Source organism: Cellulomonas sp. ACRRI (assembly GCF_022346185.1).
GTDB lineage: Bacteria > Actinomycetota > Actinomycetes > Actinomycetales > Cellulomonadaceae > Cellulomonas.
The window spans coordinates 1-13,878 of the sequence record NZ_JAKRMS010000116.1 but is presented as its reverse complement, the minus strand read 5'-3'; the positions used below and the strand labels follow the sequence as shown (position 1 = coordinate 13,878).

Below are 13,878 nucleotides of genomic sequence, written 5' to 3'. Positions count from 1 at the left end.
GCGGCGGCCCCCACCGCGGGGGCCGCCGCGGCCCCCGCCACCGCCGCGGCCGCCACCGGCACGGCCGCCCCGGCTGTCGGCTTCGACCCCGAGGAGATCCGGCTCGACGAGCCCACCCGGTCCGCACGGCTCAAGTGGGTCGTGGTCGTCGACGAGTCGCTCGACCCCGGCCGGGCGGCGAACGCCGTCGCCTGCGTGACGGCCGCGACCGCCACCGGCGTGCACGGCCTGCTGGGTCCCGCCGCGGCCGACGCGGAGGGCGGCGAGCACACCGGACTGCCCTGGACCGGCTGCACCGTCCTCGGCGCACCCCGGGCGACCCTCGCGGAGCTGCGGGCGAAGGCCCTCGCCGCGCCCGGGGTGCACGTGGCCGACATGCCCGCCATCGCGCAGCAGATCCGCGTGTACACGGAGTACCTGGCGGCGATGCGGGAGCGGCCCGCCGACACCCACGACTACCTCGCCCTGAGCATCGTGGGGCCGCGGAACCGCGTCGATCGCCTGGTCGGGAAGCTGCGCCTCCTGTCCTGACCGCCCCCGTCCCCAGGCCGACGCCCGCCGGACTCCCGATGGTCCCCAGCCGGCCACCGTGCGTGCACACGGCATCCACAGCCGCGGCCGCAGGCCCGCGCTCGATCCACGGCCCCGTGCACAAGGTGGGGACAACTCCTGTGGACAGAAACCGACATATCGCCCGACCGGGTGGTCCGGGGGGCCGTCCGGGCGACGACGGGCTGTGGACAACCCCGACCACGCTGTGGGTAACCGACCCCGGGTACGGAGAAGGGCCCCTCGGAGTAAGCGTCCGAGGGGCCCTCCCCGATCGTCGTCCCTACGCCCCCGACGGATCGGGGACCGGCGGCCGCTCTGACGGTGCGGCTCCGCCCCGGCACCCGGCGGGGACCTCGGGGGGCACCAGCCGCGGGCGGGACGGCGACGATCCGACCTTCGGGGTCCTGCGGGCCGCTGCGTCGTCATCCGCAGCTCGTCGGGTCGCCCCGCCGAGGTGGTCCGCCGTTCTCCCTCCGGTCCCGACCCCGCCGGCTCCGCTCCGCCGGGCACCCGCCGAGGCGGGCCTCCCTGCGGTGGACGGTGCATCCGTCGAGGTCGTTGGAAGAGTTCTAGACCCGGCGCGAGGACGCCCGCAAGGGCCTGGGAGGGCCAATTCTCGTCCACCGCGGGGTGCACATGTTGTCCACAGCGTCACCTGCACGATCATGCGGTGTTCACAGGGTTGTGCACAGAATCTGTGGACGACGGCGCGCTCCCGCGCCGGGCCGGGGCCGGTCCGGCGCGCCTGCCCCGCGGACGCCCGCGCGGTCCGTAGCGTCGTCCACGGATCGAGGCCCCTCGGAGTAAGCGTCCGAGGGGCCTCGCCGCGTCCGTCAGGCCCGCACGTCGTGCAGGTGGTGCACGACGTCGTGCAGGAAGTACTGCCCCAGGGTCGTCACCGTGAACGACGACCCGTTCGACCGGCGCCCGGCGCGGTCCCACTGGTCCGGGCGGACCGCGGCGAACCCGGCGGCGAGCGCCGCCGCGGCGTCGGCGAGCTCGTCCGCCACCCGCCCCGGATCCTGCCGGTCGTACCGCTCGGCGACCGCGGTGGCGTCCTGGTCCCAGTTGGGGAACAGCGGGTCGTCCTCGGCGAGCATCAGGCGCAGCCGCTCCGCGAACACGCGGTGCACGTCCCGCACGTGCGCGCCGTACTCGAGCGGCGACCAGGTGCCGGGGTCCGGCCGGTCCCGGACGTCCAGCCGGTTCAGGGCCGCGCGCCACCGGGGCACGAGGTCGTGCACCGTCCCGGCGATGTCCGGCCCGGACACGTCGCTGCCGGCGAAGCCGCACTCGGGGCACCGCTCGGAGATGACCCAGGTCCAGTCCTTGGCGTCCGGGTCGGCGGGACGGTAGTCGTCGGCGGGGTCGGCGTCGGGGGGCGTCGCGGCGGTCACGTCACGCACCGTATCCCGCGCGACTCCCGGCCGGGCACCGGCCGCACGATCGCGTACGGTGACGGAGGGTAGGCAATCCTTACCTGGTGCGGTACGTTCTGACGCGGCGTCATCTCGACGCCCGCCGCCGGCCCCCGGGAGCACGCATGACCACGACGCACGACCTGCCCGCCGCCGCGCCGCGCACCCCGGGGACCGCCCCCGACGACGCCGCCGTCCCGCTGTCGGTGCTGCTCCGCGAGGGCACCCGCCCGGAGCACGAGGCGGCCGAGGGCTCGACCTTCGTCGAGGACCTGCTCGGCGGGCGGCTGACGACCGCCGCCTACGTCGACCTGGCGCTGCAGCTCCACGCGGTCTACACCGCGCTGGAGGAGGTCGGCGAGCTGGTGCGCCGCACCCCGGCCGGCTCCGGCGTCGTGTTCGACGAGCTGCGGCGGGTCCCGGCCCTCGAGGCCGACCTCGCGCACCTCGCCGGCCCCGGCTGGCGCGAGCGCGCCGTGCCCCTGCCCGCCACGGCCGCGTACGCGGCAGCGGTCCGGGCGGGCGGCACGGACGTCGGCGCCTACGTCGCCCACGCGTACACCCGGTACCTCGGCGACCTGTCGGGCGGGCAGGTCATCGGCCGGATGGTCCAGCGGCACTACGCCGTGGCGGACGACGGCGTCGGGTTCTACGCGTTCCCCGCCATCCCCAAGCCCAAGCCGTTCAAGGACCTGTACCGGGCCCGGGTCGACGCGCTGGACCTCACCGCGGCGCAGCGGGCCGCGGTGGTCGACGAGGCGCGGGCCGCGTTCCGGCACAACCGCGCGCTGTTCGCCGCGCTGGCCGAGGTGCACCGGGCGGCCTGACCCGCTCCGTCCCGGTGCTCCCGCGACACCTGCACACCGCCGCCACACGCGCAAGAGCGATGTGCTGACGTTTCGTGCGACGATGTCAGCATGCCCAAGATCATCGGCGGGTCGCTGCACGAGCACCGCGAGCAGACGCGGCTCCGCCTGTTCGGCGCGATGTCCCGCCTGATGGCCGAGCGCGGGTTCGACTCGATCACGCTCGCCGACATCGCGCAGGCGGCCGGCGTGGGCCGCACGGCGGTGTACAACCACTTCGCCGACAAGGAGTCGATGCTCGTCGGCTTCATCATGCACGAGACCGGGCAGTACGTGGCCGCGCTCGAGGCCGAGCTCGCCGGCATCGACGACCCGACCGCGCAGCTGCGCGCGTACGTCCGGGCGCAGTGCGAGCTCAAGCGCGACTACCACCTGGCCCCCGGCCCGGACCTGCGCTCGGTGCTGTCCCGCGGCACCCAGCAGCGGGTCCGCGAGCACGTGGTGCTCGTCGAGGCGCTGCTGCGCCGGGTGCTGTCGGCCGGCATCGAGTCCGGCGCGTTCCCCGAGCAGGACCTGGGCACCACGGTGTCGCTCGTCAACGCCTGCCTCAGCAGCCGGGCCCTGCCGGACGACCAGCCCGCCCGCGAGCGCGCGATCGAGTCGACGGTGCTGTTCGTGCTGCGGGCCGTGGGCGCCGGGGAGCGGGCCGCGGCCGGGGCGCTGCCGGAGGCCGTCCCCGCCTGACCGGCGTTCACCCGCACGGCGGAGCGCCGGTGCGCCCGCGTGTGGCAGCGAGCCCGACACGCGATGATGTGCGCGTGACCGACGCCCCGCCGCCGGCCCGGACGAGCGCGCCCCGCGGTGACGGGGACGACGCCCGGCACTTCGCGCTGCTCGCGCACCGCCTCGGGGGCGCGATCGCGCTCGGCGAGGTGCACGAGGCCGCCGTGGTCGCCGCGCGCGACCTGCTCGACGTCGAGGTGGCCGCGGTCGCCCGGCTGGAGCAGGACGACTGGCACGTGCTCGCCGCCGAGCCCACCGACGAGCTGCCCGCCGCCGAGGACGCCCTGCGCGACGGCGAGGCGGTGCGCGCGCTGGTCCGGCGCCGGGAGACCTGGCTGTCCGACCCGGGTGACGCCCCCGGGCGCCCGCGCCCCGCGCTGGTCGCCCCGGTCGTCGTCAACGGCGACCTGTGGGGGGTGCTCTGCGCCGTGCGCGACGAGCGGGCCCCGGCGTTCACGGCGGACGACGCCGCCCGCGGCGAGGTGCTCGGCGCCCTGCTCGGGGCCCAGGTCGCCCGGCTCGACCTCGCGGAGCAGGTGCGGCACCTGGTGTCCGACGACGCCCTCACCGGCCTGAGCACCCGCCGCGTGGCCGACGAGGCGGCGCAGGCCGCGATCGACTCCGGCGACGAGACCTGCATCGTCATGTGCGACGTCGACGGCCTCAAGCGGGTGAACGACGAGCTCGGCCACGACGCCGGCGACGAGCTGCTGCGCAGCGTGGCGGGCGTGCTGCGGCGCGCCGGCGGCGGCCTGCCGGGGTCGACGGTGGCCCGGATCGGCGGCGACGAGTTCTGCCTCGTCACCTCCGGCATCCCGCGGACCACGGTCGTGCAGGTGATGGACGCGACGGTCGGCGACAGCGCCCTGCCGTTCGGTGCCTCGCTGTCCTACGGCATCGCGTCCTCGGCGCGCGGCTCCCTCGGGGCGGCGCCCACCCCGCGGTCGCTGTTCCGCCGGGCCGACGCCGCGCAGTACCACGCCAAGCGCAGCCACGCCGCGGCCCGCGCCCGGCAGTACCGCGCCGACGACCCGGGGGCCGTGCTCGGCCGCACGGTCGCGGCCTCCGTCACGGCGCTGTCCGCCACCGGACCGGCACCGCTGTCCCGGCTGTGCGCCCTCGCGGCGGCCGCGACCGAGGCGATGGGCGGGTCGGGCTGGTCGGTGCAGCGCCAGGACGGCCCCGAGCCGGTGCTGGTGGCACGGGGCGGCACGGGCTCGCTGCACGTCTCGGGCGTGCGGCAGGTCGAGCTCCGGCGCGCGCCGTGGGCGGTCACCGTCGAGTCGACCCTGCCCGACGACCGCACCGTGACGACCACCCTGCAGACGCTGCTCTCCCTGGCGGTCCTGGGCGCCTCCTGACCCGCCGCCGCCGACATGCCCCGCGGCACCGAGGGGGTACTCGACGCGTCGAGCGGGTACTCGACGCGTCGAGCGAGCATCCAGCGGGTACTCGCTCGACGTGTCGGTCGCCCGCTCGGCGGGCGGTCAGCCGTGCAGGGGGAGGGACAGCTCCGCCGGCGCGCCCGCGGTCACGCGGACCGGCACGCCCCAGTCCTGGGAGTTCAGGTGGCACGCGGGGAACTCGATCGCCGGGTCCGCGTCGCAGCTCGCCGCGCGGGCGGTGACGTGCAGCACGCCCTCGGCCACCTCGGGGTTGATCCGCAGCGTCCGGGTGAGCGGCACGTCGTCGCCCGCGCCGTCGAGCAGCAGCTCCGCGGGCGTCGCGGACACCCGCAGCATCGTCGACGGCCCGAACCGGTCGTCGTACTTCTGGCCGGCCGCCGGGGTGAACACCACGTCGAGCGCGAGCTCGCCCGGCGCGATGTCGGTGACCGGGCGCTGCGTGCGGTGCGCACCGGCGTCCAGCACCTCGCCGGCGAGGGTCGCCGGGAGCGCGATCCGGGTGAGCCGGTGCGCGGCGGACTCGACGACCAGCAGGGTGACGCCGCCCGCCTCCGCGTCGGCCTGCACGACGATGCCGCTCGGCTCGGCCAGGCCGGTCGCGAGCGTGCTCACCTCGCCGGGGCCGTCGCCGTCGGCCGCCGGGGCCCACCGGCGCACGGCGCCGTTGTAGGTGTCGGCGACGACGACCGAGCCGTCCGGCAGCACGGCCACCCCGAGGGGGTGCTGCAGCAGCGCCTGGTCGGCCGCGCCGTCCCGGTGCCCGAAGTCGAACAGGCCCGCGCCGACCGCGGTGCCGACCACCGCACCGGACCAGGCGTCCGCGGGTCCGGTGGGCGCGGTCCGGGCGGCGGCGAGCGCGGCGCCCGCGCCGACCCGCCCCGCGAACCCGCCGGCCGCCGGCGCCGCCTCGGCCGCGGCGACGGCCGGCGTCCCGGGGTCGATCCAGCGCAGCGCCGACACCTCGGAGTCGGCGAGCCACACCCGGCCGTCCGCGGCGAGCGCGGTCCCCGACGTCTGGGCGAACCACGCCTCGCGCGGGTCGCCGTCGGTCAGGCCCTCGTTCATCGTGCCGGCGACGGGCTCGACCACGCCGTCCCGCGGGTCGAAGGCCCACAGCTGGTGGTTGCCGGCCATGGCGACGAGGGCGGTGCCGGTCTGCGGGGACCACACGACGTCCCACGGAGAGGACAACGGCACGGACGTCGCCGCCCGGGCCCCGCCGGCGCGCCAGAGGTCGGTCCGGCCGGGCAGCGGCGACGGCACGGTCGGCTCGCCGACCAGGTACTGCTCCCCCGTCCCGGCGACGGTCGTCACCGCGCCGTCGGCCAGCCGGACCCCGCGCAGCGCGTGGTTCACGGTGTCGGCCACCAGCACGTCGTAGCCGACCTCCGCCGCGACGTCGTCGGGCAGCAGGGTCAGGCCGTTGGGCTCGCTGAACCGCGCCTCGTCCGGGCCGCCGTCGACCAGCCCGCGCTCGCCGGAGCCGATCCGGCGCACGAGGGTCTCGCCGTCGGCGGCCAGCTCGGCGAGCGAGTGGTGACCGGCGTCGGCCACCAGCAGCGTGCCGCCCGGCAGCGCGACGGCCTTCGCGGGGAACCGCAGCGTGCCGGCGGTGGGCTCCGGCGGGACGTACGGGCCGCCGCCGCGGTGCAGCGTGCCCTTGGCGTCGTGCTCGGCGACCAGGTCGCGGACCAGGCGCTCGACGTTGCTCTGGTGCCCCTCGCCCGCCATCTGGGCGACGATGTAGCCCTCGGGGTCGATGACGACCAGCGTCGGCCAGGCGCGCGCGGTGTACGCGGACCAGGTGACCAGCTCGGGGTCGTCCAGCACGGGGTGGTGCACCTCGTACCGCTCGACCGCCGCGGCCAGCGCGACCGGGTCGGCCTCGTGCACGAACTTCGGCGAGTGCACGCCGACGATCACCAGGACGTCGCGGTACTGCTCCTCGAGGGCGCGCAGCTCGTCGAGGACGTGCAGGCAGTTGATGCAGCAGAACGTCCAGAAGTCGAGCAGCACGATCTTGCCGCGGAGGTCCGCGAGCGCGACGTCCTGGCCGCCGGTGTTGAGCCAGCCGCGGCCGACGAGCTCGGACGCGCGGACCTTCGGGAGACGGGTGCTGCTGGTGGTCACAGGAGTAGTGAACACGACGCGGCCCGCGGATCGTCCCGCGGGCCGCGGACCGGGACCGCGCGTCGGGGCGGGCCGTCAGCGGAGCGGGTGCACGGCGCCGACGACGCGGACCTGGACGGCGACGCCGTCGACCGCGGCGGGGACCGCGGCGGCGTCGGCGCTCGTGGCCACGCTGACCCGGAGGCGGTAGCCGCCCTCGGCCCGGGCGAGCCCGATCCCCCGCACGCCGGGGCGGCCGTCGAGCTCCCGCCGCAGCCGCAGCTTGGCGGTGCGGGCCCGGTCGATGTCCGCCACCTGCACCACCGCCCTCGCTCCGAGCCGGGCGGTGGTCGCCGGGTCAGGCGGCGGGCGAGCCCAGCAGCCGGGCGCCGAGCGCCGTCAGCACGGCGTCGATCGGGTTGACGTACGTCAGCCCGGTCCCATTGTCGCCCCCGGTCTCGGAGCCCGCAAAGAGCAGGCCGAGCGCGACGCCGTCGGCGCGGTAGACCAGGGAGCCGGAGTCGCCGCCGCGGGAGAACGGGCCCGTGCCGGTCGACTCGACCTCGATCTGGTCGTCGAACCGCAGCTCGCCCAGCTCCTCGCCGTACCCGACGACCACCTCGTCCAGCTCGATCGCGGACACGCGCCCGCGGGTGACGGCGGTCGTGCGGCCGATCTTCGCGACCTCCTCGCCGCCGACCGCGACCGCCGTCGTGGTGACGAGGCCGACCGGGTACGTCGGGTCGACACCGGGGTCGTCCAGCAGGGCGACGGCGGCGTCGACGGTGGCGACCCGGCCGGGCGCCAGCGGGACCGTCGCGGCGAGCGTGCCCACCCGGTCAGCCGGGGCGGTGCCGCCGTCGGCGGGCCCCGGTTGCAGGACGACGTCCCCCGCCCGCGCCCGCGGGGAGCCGGCGAGCACGTGGTAGTTGGACAACGCGTGCACGGCACCGTCGACGGTGACGAACGCGCCGAGCGTGCCGGCGGTGACGTCGACGTGCGCGATCGACACCCCGGGGCGCAGCGGGCGGACGCGGCCCGTCTCGCCGAGGGCCTGCGCGGTCGCGACCGGCGGGCGCGGCGCGGCGGTGCGGCGCAGGGCGCGGATGCGGCCGGTGCGCCGCACGTCCGCGGCGGGGCCGACCTGCTCCGCCACCCGCCGGGCGATGCCGCGCACGCCCGGCAGCCCGAGCCGGTAGCGCACGGCGATCCCGAAGGACCCGTCGGTCCGCGGCGCCAGCCCCAGGGCGACGGCCGGTCGACCGGGGGTGCCGTCGTCGGCCGCCGCGGCGACGACGCCGTGCTGCGCGAGGTCCTGCAGGTAGCCGACCAGCTGCTGCTTCAGCCGGCGGGCCTCGTCCTGGTCCATGCATCCTCCCCCTCGGCCGGTCCGTCGGTGGCCGGCGGGGACATCGTCACGCCGGCCACCGACACGCCGTTCCCGGACGGGGTCAGGCCGCCGGGGGCGGGGTGCGGCCGTCGTACCGCTCGACGACCTCGCGGTGCGACGTGTTCGCCCGCTGGTTGGTGAGGACCAGCGCCAGGATCAGCGCGAGCACGCCCGCGCCCATGCAGATGTAGCCGATGACCGTGAGGTCCACGGCTCCGATGTTGTCGCTGACGCCGAACGCGAGGATCGCGCCGATGACGATCAGGGCGATGCCGCCGCCGATGCCCATGGTCGGACTCCTTCCCGGCCCGGGCGGGGGTGCCCGGGGCTCCGGGACCGAGTCTGGCGGCGGAGCCGCTGATCCGCGCGTCGAGCGGCGGACGGGTGACCGCGCCCGGGCCGCGGTCCCGCGGCCCGGGCGCCGCCGTCAGCCCAGGACCTCGGGCAGCGCCGGGAGGTCCGCGCCGCTGAGCCCCAGCACGTGCTCCGCGAGGAACGCGTCGACGACCTGGTACCAGACCTTCGCGTGCTGCGGGCTGAGCACCCAGTGGTTCTCGTCCGGGAAGTACAGGAACCGGTGCGGGGTCTGCCCGTTCTCGTCCGCGGCGAGCGCCGACCTCGACAGCAGCTCGTACCAGAGCCGCAGGCCCTCGCCGATCGGCACCCGGTAGTCCTTGTCGCCGTGCACGACCAGCATCGGGGTGACGATCTTCTCGACCGAGAGGTGCGGGGAGTTGGCCAGCGCCATCTCCGGGGTCATCTCCCGCTCCCAGTAGAAGGAGCTGTCGGTCGTCGGGCCGAACTGGTCGAGGGCCCACAGGCTGGCGTGCGTGACGATCGCCCGGAACCGGTCGGTATGCCCGGCGACCCAGTTGGCCATGTAGCCGCCGAACGAGCCGCCCATCGCGGCGGTGCGGGTCTCGTCGACGTCGGCGCGCGCGACGGTGGCGTCGGTGATCGCCATCAGGTCGGTGTACGGCGCCGCGCCCCACGCGCCCCAGCCGCGCTGCACGAAGTCCTGGCCGTAGCCGGTGGACAGCGCGGGGTCCGGCAGCAGTACGGCGTAGCCGCGGGCCGCCATGATCCACGGGTTCCACCGCCAGGACCACGCGTTCCACGAGTTCAGCGGCCCGCCGTGGATCCACAGCAGCAGCGGCGCGGGGGACGCGGCGGACGCGCCCTCCGGCAGCACGAGCCACGCGCGGACCTCGGCGCCGTCCTCGGCGGTCGTGGTGACCTCCGTGAGGGTGCCGGGCAGCGCGGGCAGCGGCGCGGGCGCGGGCAGGGCCACCGCCTCGACCGGCTGCCCGGTCGAGAGCGCCGCCGCGAGGTCGATCCGGACCGGGTGCGACGGGGCCGCGTAGGACACGCGCAGGGCGTACAGCGTCGCACCGTCCGGGCTGACCCGCAGGTCGCTGAAGACGGCGTCGTCGGCCGTCACCTGCGTGACGAGGTCCGAGCCGAGCGCGACGTGGAACACCGGACCGCGGCCGAGGTGGTCCGCGCCGACCAGCAGGCCGGCGCCGTCGCGGGTCCAGGCGATCTCGTGCGGCCAGCGGTCCCAGTCCGCGGCGACCCGGCGCGGGGCGGCGTCGGCGGCGTCCAGGTCGGCGACCCAGAGCTGCACCTGCGGCGCGGCCGTCGGCGTGGTGATCGTCTCGCGGAGGTACGCGACCCGCCGGGAGTCCGGGGACACGACGGGCCCGGCGACGTCGGCCGCCGTGTCGTCGACCAGCACGCGGCGGGTGCCGGTGGCGACGTCGATCGCCACGAGCTGCTGGCGGACGGTGCCGCGGGCACCCGGTCGGGCCCACGAGGTGACGAGGGTGCGGCCGTCCGGCGACAGCACGGCGTCCTGGTGCTGCAGCGCGGCGCCGGCGTCGGGGGCGAGGTCGCGCAGCGCGAGCCGCGGCGCGGCGGCACCGGCTTCGGGCGACGTGGCGACAGTGGTCAGGTCGCCCGCGAACAGCCGGGGCTGCGCCGGGCCCAGGTCGTGGTCCCAGTACCGCACCGGGTAGGAGGCGTGCAGGATCGCGGCGACCTTGGCGTCCTTGCGGGCGCCGATCAGCCGCTCGTCGTCGGCGTCGTCGGCCGCGCTCGGCAGCACGTCGGACGGGACGACGACCACGGGCGCGTCCTCGGCGACGACGACGCCCCCGATGCCGGCCTTCCGCGACGCGACCACCCGGGCCTCGGCACCATCGGCGGGGAGCAGCCAGAGCGCGGCCGGCGGCTCGTCGTCGGGGGCGTCGGCGTCGGCGTCCGGGCGCGCGGACGTGAACAGCAGGTCGCCCGTCGACGCGAACCGCGCGGACGACTCGCCCTTGGCGGACCGCGTCAGGCGGCGGGCCGGGCGGACGCCCTCCGGGTCCACCTCCCACAGCGCGGTGACGTAGCGGGTGCGCTTGGCGTCCAGCGTCGACACCGCGGTGACGAGCCGGGTGCCGTCCGGGGACAGCGCCAGGCCGGACATCCGGGGCAGGGCGACGTAGGCGTCGAGGTCGTGGAACGGGGTGGGCGGCGTGGGCTCGGGCGAACGGTCAGCAGCGTCGGTCACACCGCCGTCCTATCACGGCTCGCGGGGCGCGCCCCCGGCATCGCCCGTCCCGCGCGCGTCCCGCTGCGCCAGCCGGGCGAGCATCGCGTTGTACTCGTCCATCTCGGTGTCGCCGTCGCGCTCGACCTTCCGGTCCCGCCGCTTCGCGGTCCGCTCGTCGTCCCGGGCCCAGGCGAACGCCACGGCCACCGCGAGCGCGAGGGTCGGCAGCTCGCCGATCCCCCACGCGACGCCGCCGCCGCGCTGCTGGTCGACGATCGCCGACGGCCCCCACTCGCGGCCGAGCAGGCCGAACCAGTCCGGCACCAGGAGCACGTCGCCCGTGGTGAGCGCGACGCCGAAGAACGCGTGGAACGCCATCGTGGCGAACAGCAGCAGCAGCCGCTGGGGGTACGGCGGGCGGTTCGGCCCCGGGTCGATGCCCACCAGCGCGTTGACGAACAGGTACCCGGCGAGCGAGAAGTGCACCACCATCGCGTAGTGGCCGACCTCGGAGGTCAGCGCCCAGCGGAACACGTCCGTGTAGTAGAAGACGATCATCGAGCCGGCGAAGTTCACCGCGGCGACGACCGGGTTCGCGAGGAACCGGCCCCACCGGCTGTGCACGAGGCCGAGCAGCCACTCCCGCGGCCCCCGGGACGCGTCGACGGTGCCGCGCCCCGCGCCCGCGCGGGAGGCCCGGGCGGGGAGCGCGCGCAGCGCCAGGGTGACGGGCGCCGACAGCGCCAGCAGCACCGGGATCACCATGGCCAGGATCATGTGCTCGACCATGTGCGCGCTGAACAGCACGTGGCCGTACATCGCCGGCCCGCCGGAGGTGGTCCAGAAGAACAGCAGCATGCCGGTCACCCAGGACGCCGTGCGCCCCCAGGACCAGGTGTCGCCGCGGCGGCGCAGCCGGATCGCCCAGCGCAGGTAGACCACGATGCCGGCGACGGCGGCGGACGCCAGCAGCACGTCCCAGCGCCACTGCGTGATCCAGGACAGCGTGGTCGGCTCGGGCGGCAGCGCGTGGCCGGTGACGATCTCCGCGGGGGTGGGGTCGGTGATCGGGTCGTCCGGCACCGGCGGCGGCGAGGAGCCCAGCGCGACGGCGACGCCCGACACGGCGCCCATGACCGTGAGCTCGACCAGGACCAGGCGCCAGAACAGCCACGTGGCGGGCGCCCGCTCGTCCCCGCGCAGCCGGCCGACGACGCGGCGGCGGTGCGCCAGGCCGAGCAGCCCGAGCACGCCGAACAGGGCGATCTTCACCAGCAGCAGCACGCCGTACCGGGTCGTGAGGTCGTCCCACGAGCCCAGCCGGATGACCGAGTTCACCGTCCCGGACACCGCCACGGCCGCGAAGCACCAGGCCGCGATGACGGAGAACCGCGCGACGGCCGGGGCGAGGTCCGCGCCGAGCCGGTGCGCGAGCGGGGACAGCGCGAGCAGGGTGCCGATCCACAGGGCCGCGCCGACCAGGTGCAGGAACATCGACGACGTGGCGAGGTCGTGGCTCGCGGCGCCCGCGGCGTGCCCGGTCTGCGCCGACTGCCACAGCGCCACCAGCACCAGGCCGGCGATCCACGCGGTGCCCACGGGGGAGGTGGTCATGAGCGCGAGCGCCGTCGTGACGGCCGCCGCCACCGCGACGAACAGCAGCACCCGGCCGAGCTCGAACTGCGTGACGAACTGGCCGAGCTCGCCGCCGAACGCCGGGTCGGTGGGCGACAGGCCGGCGACGTTCGCGTAGGTGAGGACGAGCTCGACGACGGCGGTGAGCGTCCACACCCCGGCGGCGACGGCGGTGATCCCCGACGCCGCGCGGACGACGGTCTCGTCACGCCGCACCAGGACGGTGGCGAGCAGCACCAGTCCGCCGAGGGTCGCCGACGCGGCGAGCTCGGCGCCCGTCGACGCGATCGGCAGGCCCCAGCGCACGAGGGCGCCGGGGTCGCGCAGGGCGGTCGGCGCGGCGGCGCCGGTGAACGCGATGCCCGCCACGACGGCCGCCAGCGCGGCGACCGCGAGCGCGGCGACCCGCAGCCAGTCCGTCGAGCGCCCCGGGCCCTGCGCGGCGCGGGGGCTGCGGGCCGGGCGCGGGCCGGCGGGGGCGGCGACGCCGGGCGCCATCAGCCCTCCGCCCGGCCGTCCCCGCCGGTGGGACCGGTCGGGCCGGTCGGGCCGGTCGGGCCGGTCGGGCCGGTCGGGCCGTCGGTGCCCGCGGGGCCGTCGGCCGGGTGCGACCGGCGGCGCTCGCGCACCACGAACACCGCCACCGCGCCGGCGGCGAGCACGGCCACGACGATCGCGGCGACCACCCCGGCGGCGAGTCCGGAGTCCTCGTCCTCGGCGAGCTCCTGCTGCGGCGCCAGCGTCGCGGAGACGGTGGCCTCGGCCTGGGGCTCGGCCGTCGGCGCGGCGGTCGGCTGGATCGTCTCGGGCGCGGCCGGGACGGCGGCCTCCGCGCCGGACGCCGCCGTGAAGGCGAACGTGCCGGACAGCGGGTGGCCGTCCGCCGAGGTCACGCGCCACTCGACGGTGTACGCCCCGGCGGGCAGGCCGGTGGTCAGCGGCTGGGACACCGTGGTGTCGACGAGCGCGGCGTCCCCCGTGCTGACGGCGCTGCCGTCCGGGCCCAGCACGACGATCTCCGTGCCCAGCGACTGCGCCGGCTGGTCGAACGTCAGCGTGATGCTCGCGGGCGGCGCGTCCACCGTCGACCCGTCCGCCGGGTCGGTCCCCAGCAGGGAGTTGTGCGCGTCCGCGCGGCCCGCGGTCAGCAGCACCGCCGCGAGCGCCAGCAGCACCGCCGCCAGGGCGGCCAGGGCACGGGGCGCCGGGGCCGGCACGGCGACCGCGCGGGCGGGACGGG

At 76.8% G+C, this 13,878-nt stretch carries 12 protein-coding genes; 4 read left to right on the top strand and 8 right to left on the bottom strand.

Going from position 1 to position 13,878, the window contains the following annotated elements:
* Nucleotides 1–531, top strand: a 531-nt coding sequence (locus tag MHY85_RS16875) for a DUF2000 domain-containing protein (RefSeq protein ID WP_239198425.1), incomplete at its 5' end; no start/stop codon positions are given.
* Nucleotides 532–1,385: 854 nt separating this feature from the next.
* On the opposite strand, the gene MHY85_RS16870 is transcribed toward MHY85_RS16875, so the two are convergent.
* Nucleotides 1,386–1,949, bottom strand: a complete 564-nt coding sequence (locus MHY85_RS16870) for a DinB family protein (protein ID WP_239198422.1) — start codon at nt 1,947–1,949, stop codon at nt 1,386–1,388.
* A gap of 146 nt (nt 1,950–2,095) precedes the next feature.
* Here MHY85_RS16870 and MHY85_RS16865 point away from each other — a divergent pair, with 146 nt between their 5' ends.
* From MHY85_RS16865 to MHY85_RS16855, 3 genes are all read left to right on the top strand, one after another.
* Nucleotides 2,096–2,797 carry a heme oxygenase (biliverdin-producing) gene (locus tag MHY85_RS16865; protein WP_239198419.1) on the top strand — a complete coding sequence of 234 codons (702 nt, stop codon included), beginning with the start codon at nt 2,096–2,098 and terminating at the stop codon, nt 2,795–2,797.
* A 90-nt stretch (nt 2,798–2,887) separates the two neighbouring features.
* A complete protein-coding gene (locus tag MHY85_RS16860) occupies nt 2,888–3,520 on the top strand; it encodes a TetR/AcrR family transcriptional regulator (protein ID WP_239198416.1) in 633 nt (210 codons plus the stop codon).
* Between the two features lie 74 nt (nt 3,521–3,594).
* Nucleotides 3,595–4,920, top strand: a complete 1,326-nt coding sequence (locus MHY85_RS16855) for a diguanylate cyclase (RefSeq protein WP_239198413.1) — start codon at nt 3,595–3,597, stop codon at nt 4,918–4,920.
* 126 nt (nt 4,921–5,046) lie between these two features.
* On the opposite strand, the gene MHY85_RS16850 is transcribed toward MHY85_RS16855, so the two are convergent.
* The 7 genes from MHY85_RS16850 to MHY85_RS16820 all read right to left on the bottom strand — a co-directional run.
* A complete protein-coding gene (locus MHY85_RS16850) occupies nt 5,047–7,095 on the bottom strand; it encodes an NHL domain-containing thioredoxin family protein (protein WP_239198410.1) in 2,049 nt (682 codons plus the stop codon).
* Between the two features lie 75 nt (nt 7,096–7,170).
* A complete protein-coding gene (locus tag MHY85_RS16845) occupies nt 7,171–7,398 on the bottom strand; it encodes a hypothetical protein (RefSeq protein WP_239198407.1) in 228 nt (75 codons plus the stop codon).
* A gap of 34 nt (nt 7,399–7,432) precedes the next feature.
* Nucleotides 7,433–8,443 (bottom strand): S1 family peptidase, encoded by a 1,011-nt coding sequence (locus MHY85_RS16840; RefSeq protein ID WP_239198404.1) that lies wholly within the window; start codon nt 8,441–8,443, stop codon nt 7,433–7,435.
* 82 nt (nt 8,444–8,525) lie between these two features.
* Nucleotides 8,526–8,753 (bottom strand): DUF6458 family protein, encoded by a 228-nt coding sequence (locus MHY85_RS16835; RefSeq protein ID WP_239198401.1) that lies wholly within the window; start codon nt 8,751–8,753, stop codon nt 8,526–8,528.
* A gap of 138 nt (nt 8,754–8,891) precedes the next feature.
* Complete coding sequence (locus MHY85_RS16830; RefSeq protein ID WP_239198428.1) at nt 8,892–10,937, bottom strand: alpha/beta fold hydrolase; 2,046 nt, start codon at nt 10,935–10,937, stop codon at nt 8,892–8,894.
* A gap of 96 nt (nt 10,938–11,033) precedes the next feature.
* Nucleotides 11,034–13,136, bottom strand: coding sequence for a cytochrome c oxidase assembly protein (locus MHY85_RS16825; RefSeq protein WP_239198398.1), 2,103 nt, complete (start codon nt 13,134–13,136; stop codon nt 11,034–11,036).
* A partial coding sequence (locus MHY85_RS16820; RefSeq protein ID WP_239198395.1) for a copper resistance CopC family protein occupies nt 13,136–13,878 on the bottom strand: 743 nt, incomplete at its 5' end. The genes MHY85_RS16820 and MHY85_RS16825, both read right to left, overlap by 1 nt.

Bases quoted from the DNA above. Each gene is read 5' to 3' on its own strand.
- MHY85_RS16865 (WP_239198419.1), top strand. From the start codon at position 2,096: ATGACCACGACGCACGACCTGCCCGCCGCCGCGCCGCGCACCCCGGGG.
- MHY85_RS16830 (WP_239198428.1), bottom strand. From the start codon at position 10,937: ATGTCCGGCCTGGCGCTGTCCCCGGACGGCACCCGGCTCGTCACCGCG.
- MHY85_RS16825 (WP_239198398.1), bottom strand. From the start codon at position 13,136: ATGGCGCCCGGCGTCGCCGCCCCCGCCGGCCCGCGCCCGGCCCGCAGC.
- MHY85_RS16840 (WP_239198404.1), bottom strand. From the start codon at position 8,443: ATGGACCAGGACGAGGCCCGCCGGCTGAAGCAGCAGCTGGTCGGCTAC.
- MHY85_RS16835 (WP_239198401.1), bottom strand. From the start codon at position 8,753: ATGGGCATCGGCGGCGGCATCGCCCTGATCGTCATCGGCGCGATCCTC.
- MHY85_RS16860 (WP_239198416.1), top strand. From the start codon at position 2,888: ATGCCCAAGATCATCGGCGGGTCGCTGCACGAGCACCGCGAGCAGACG.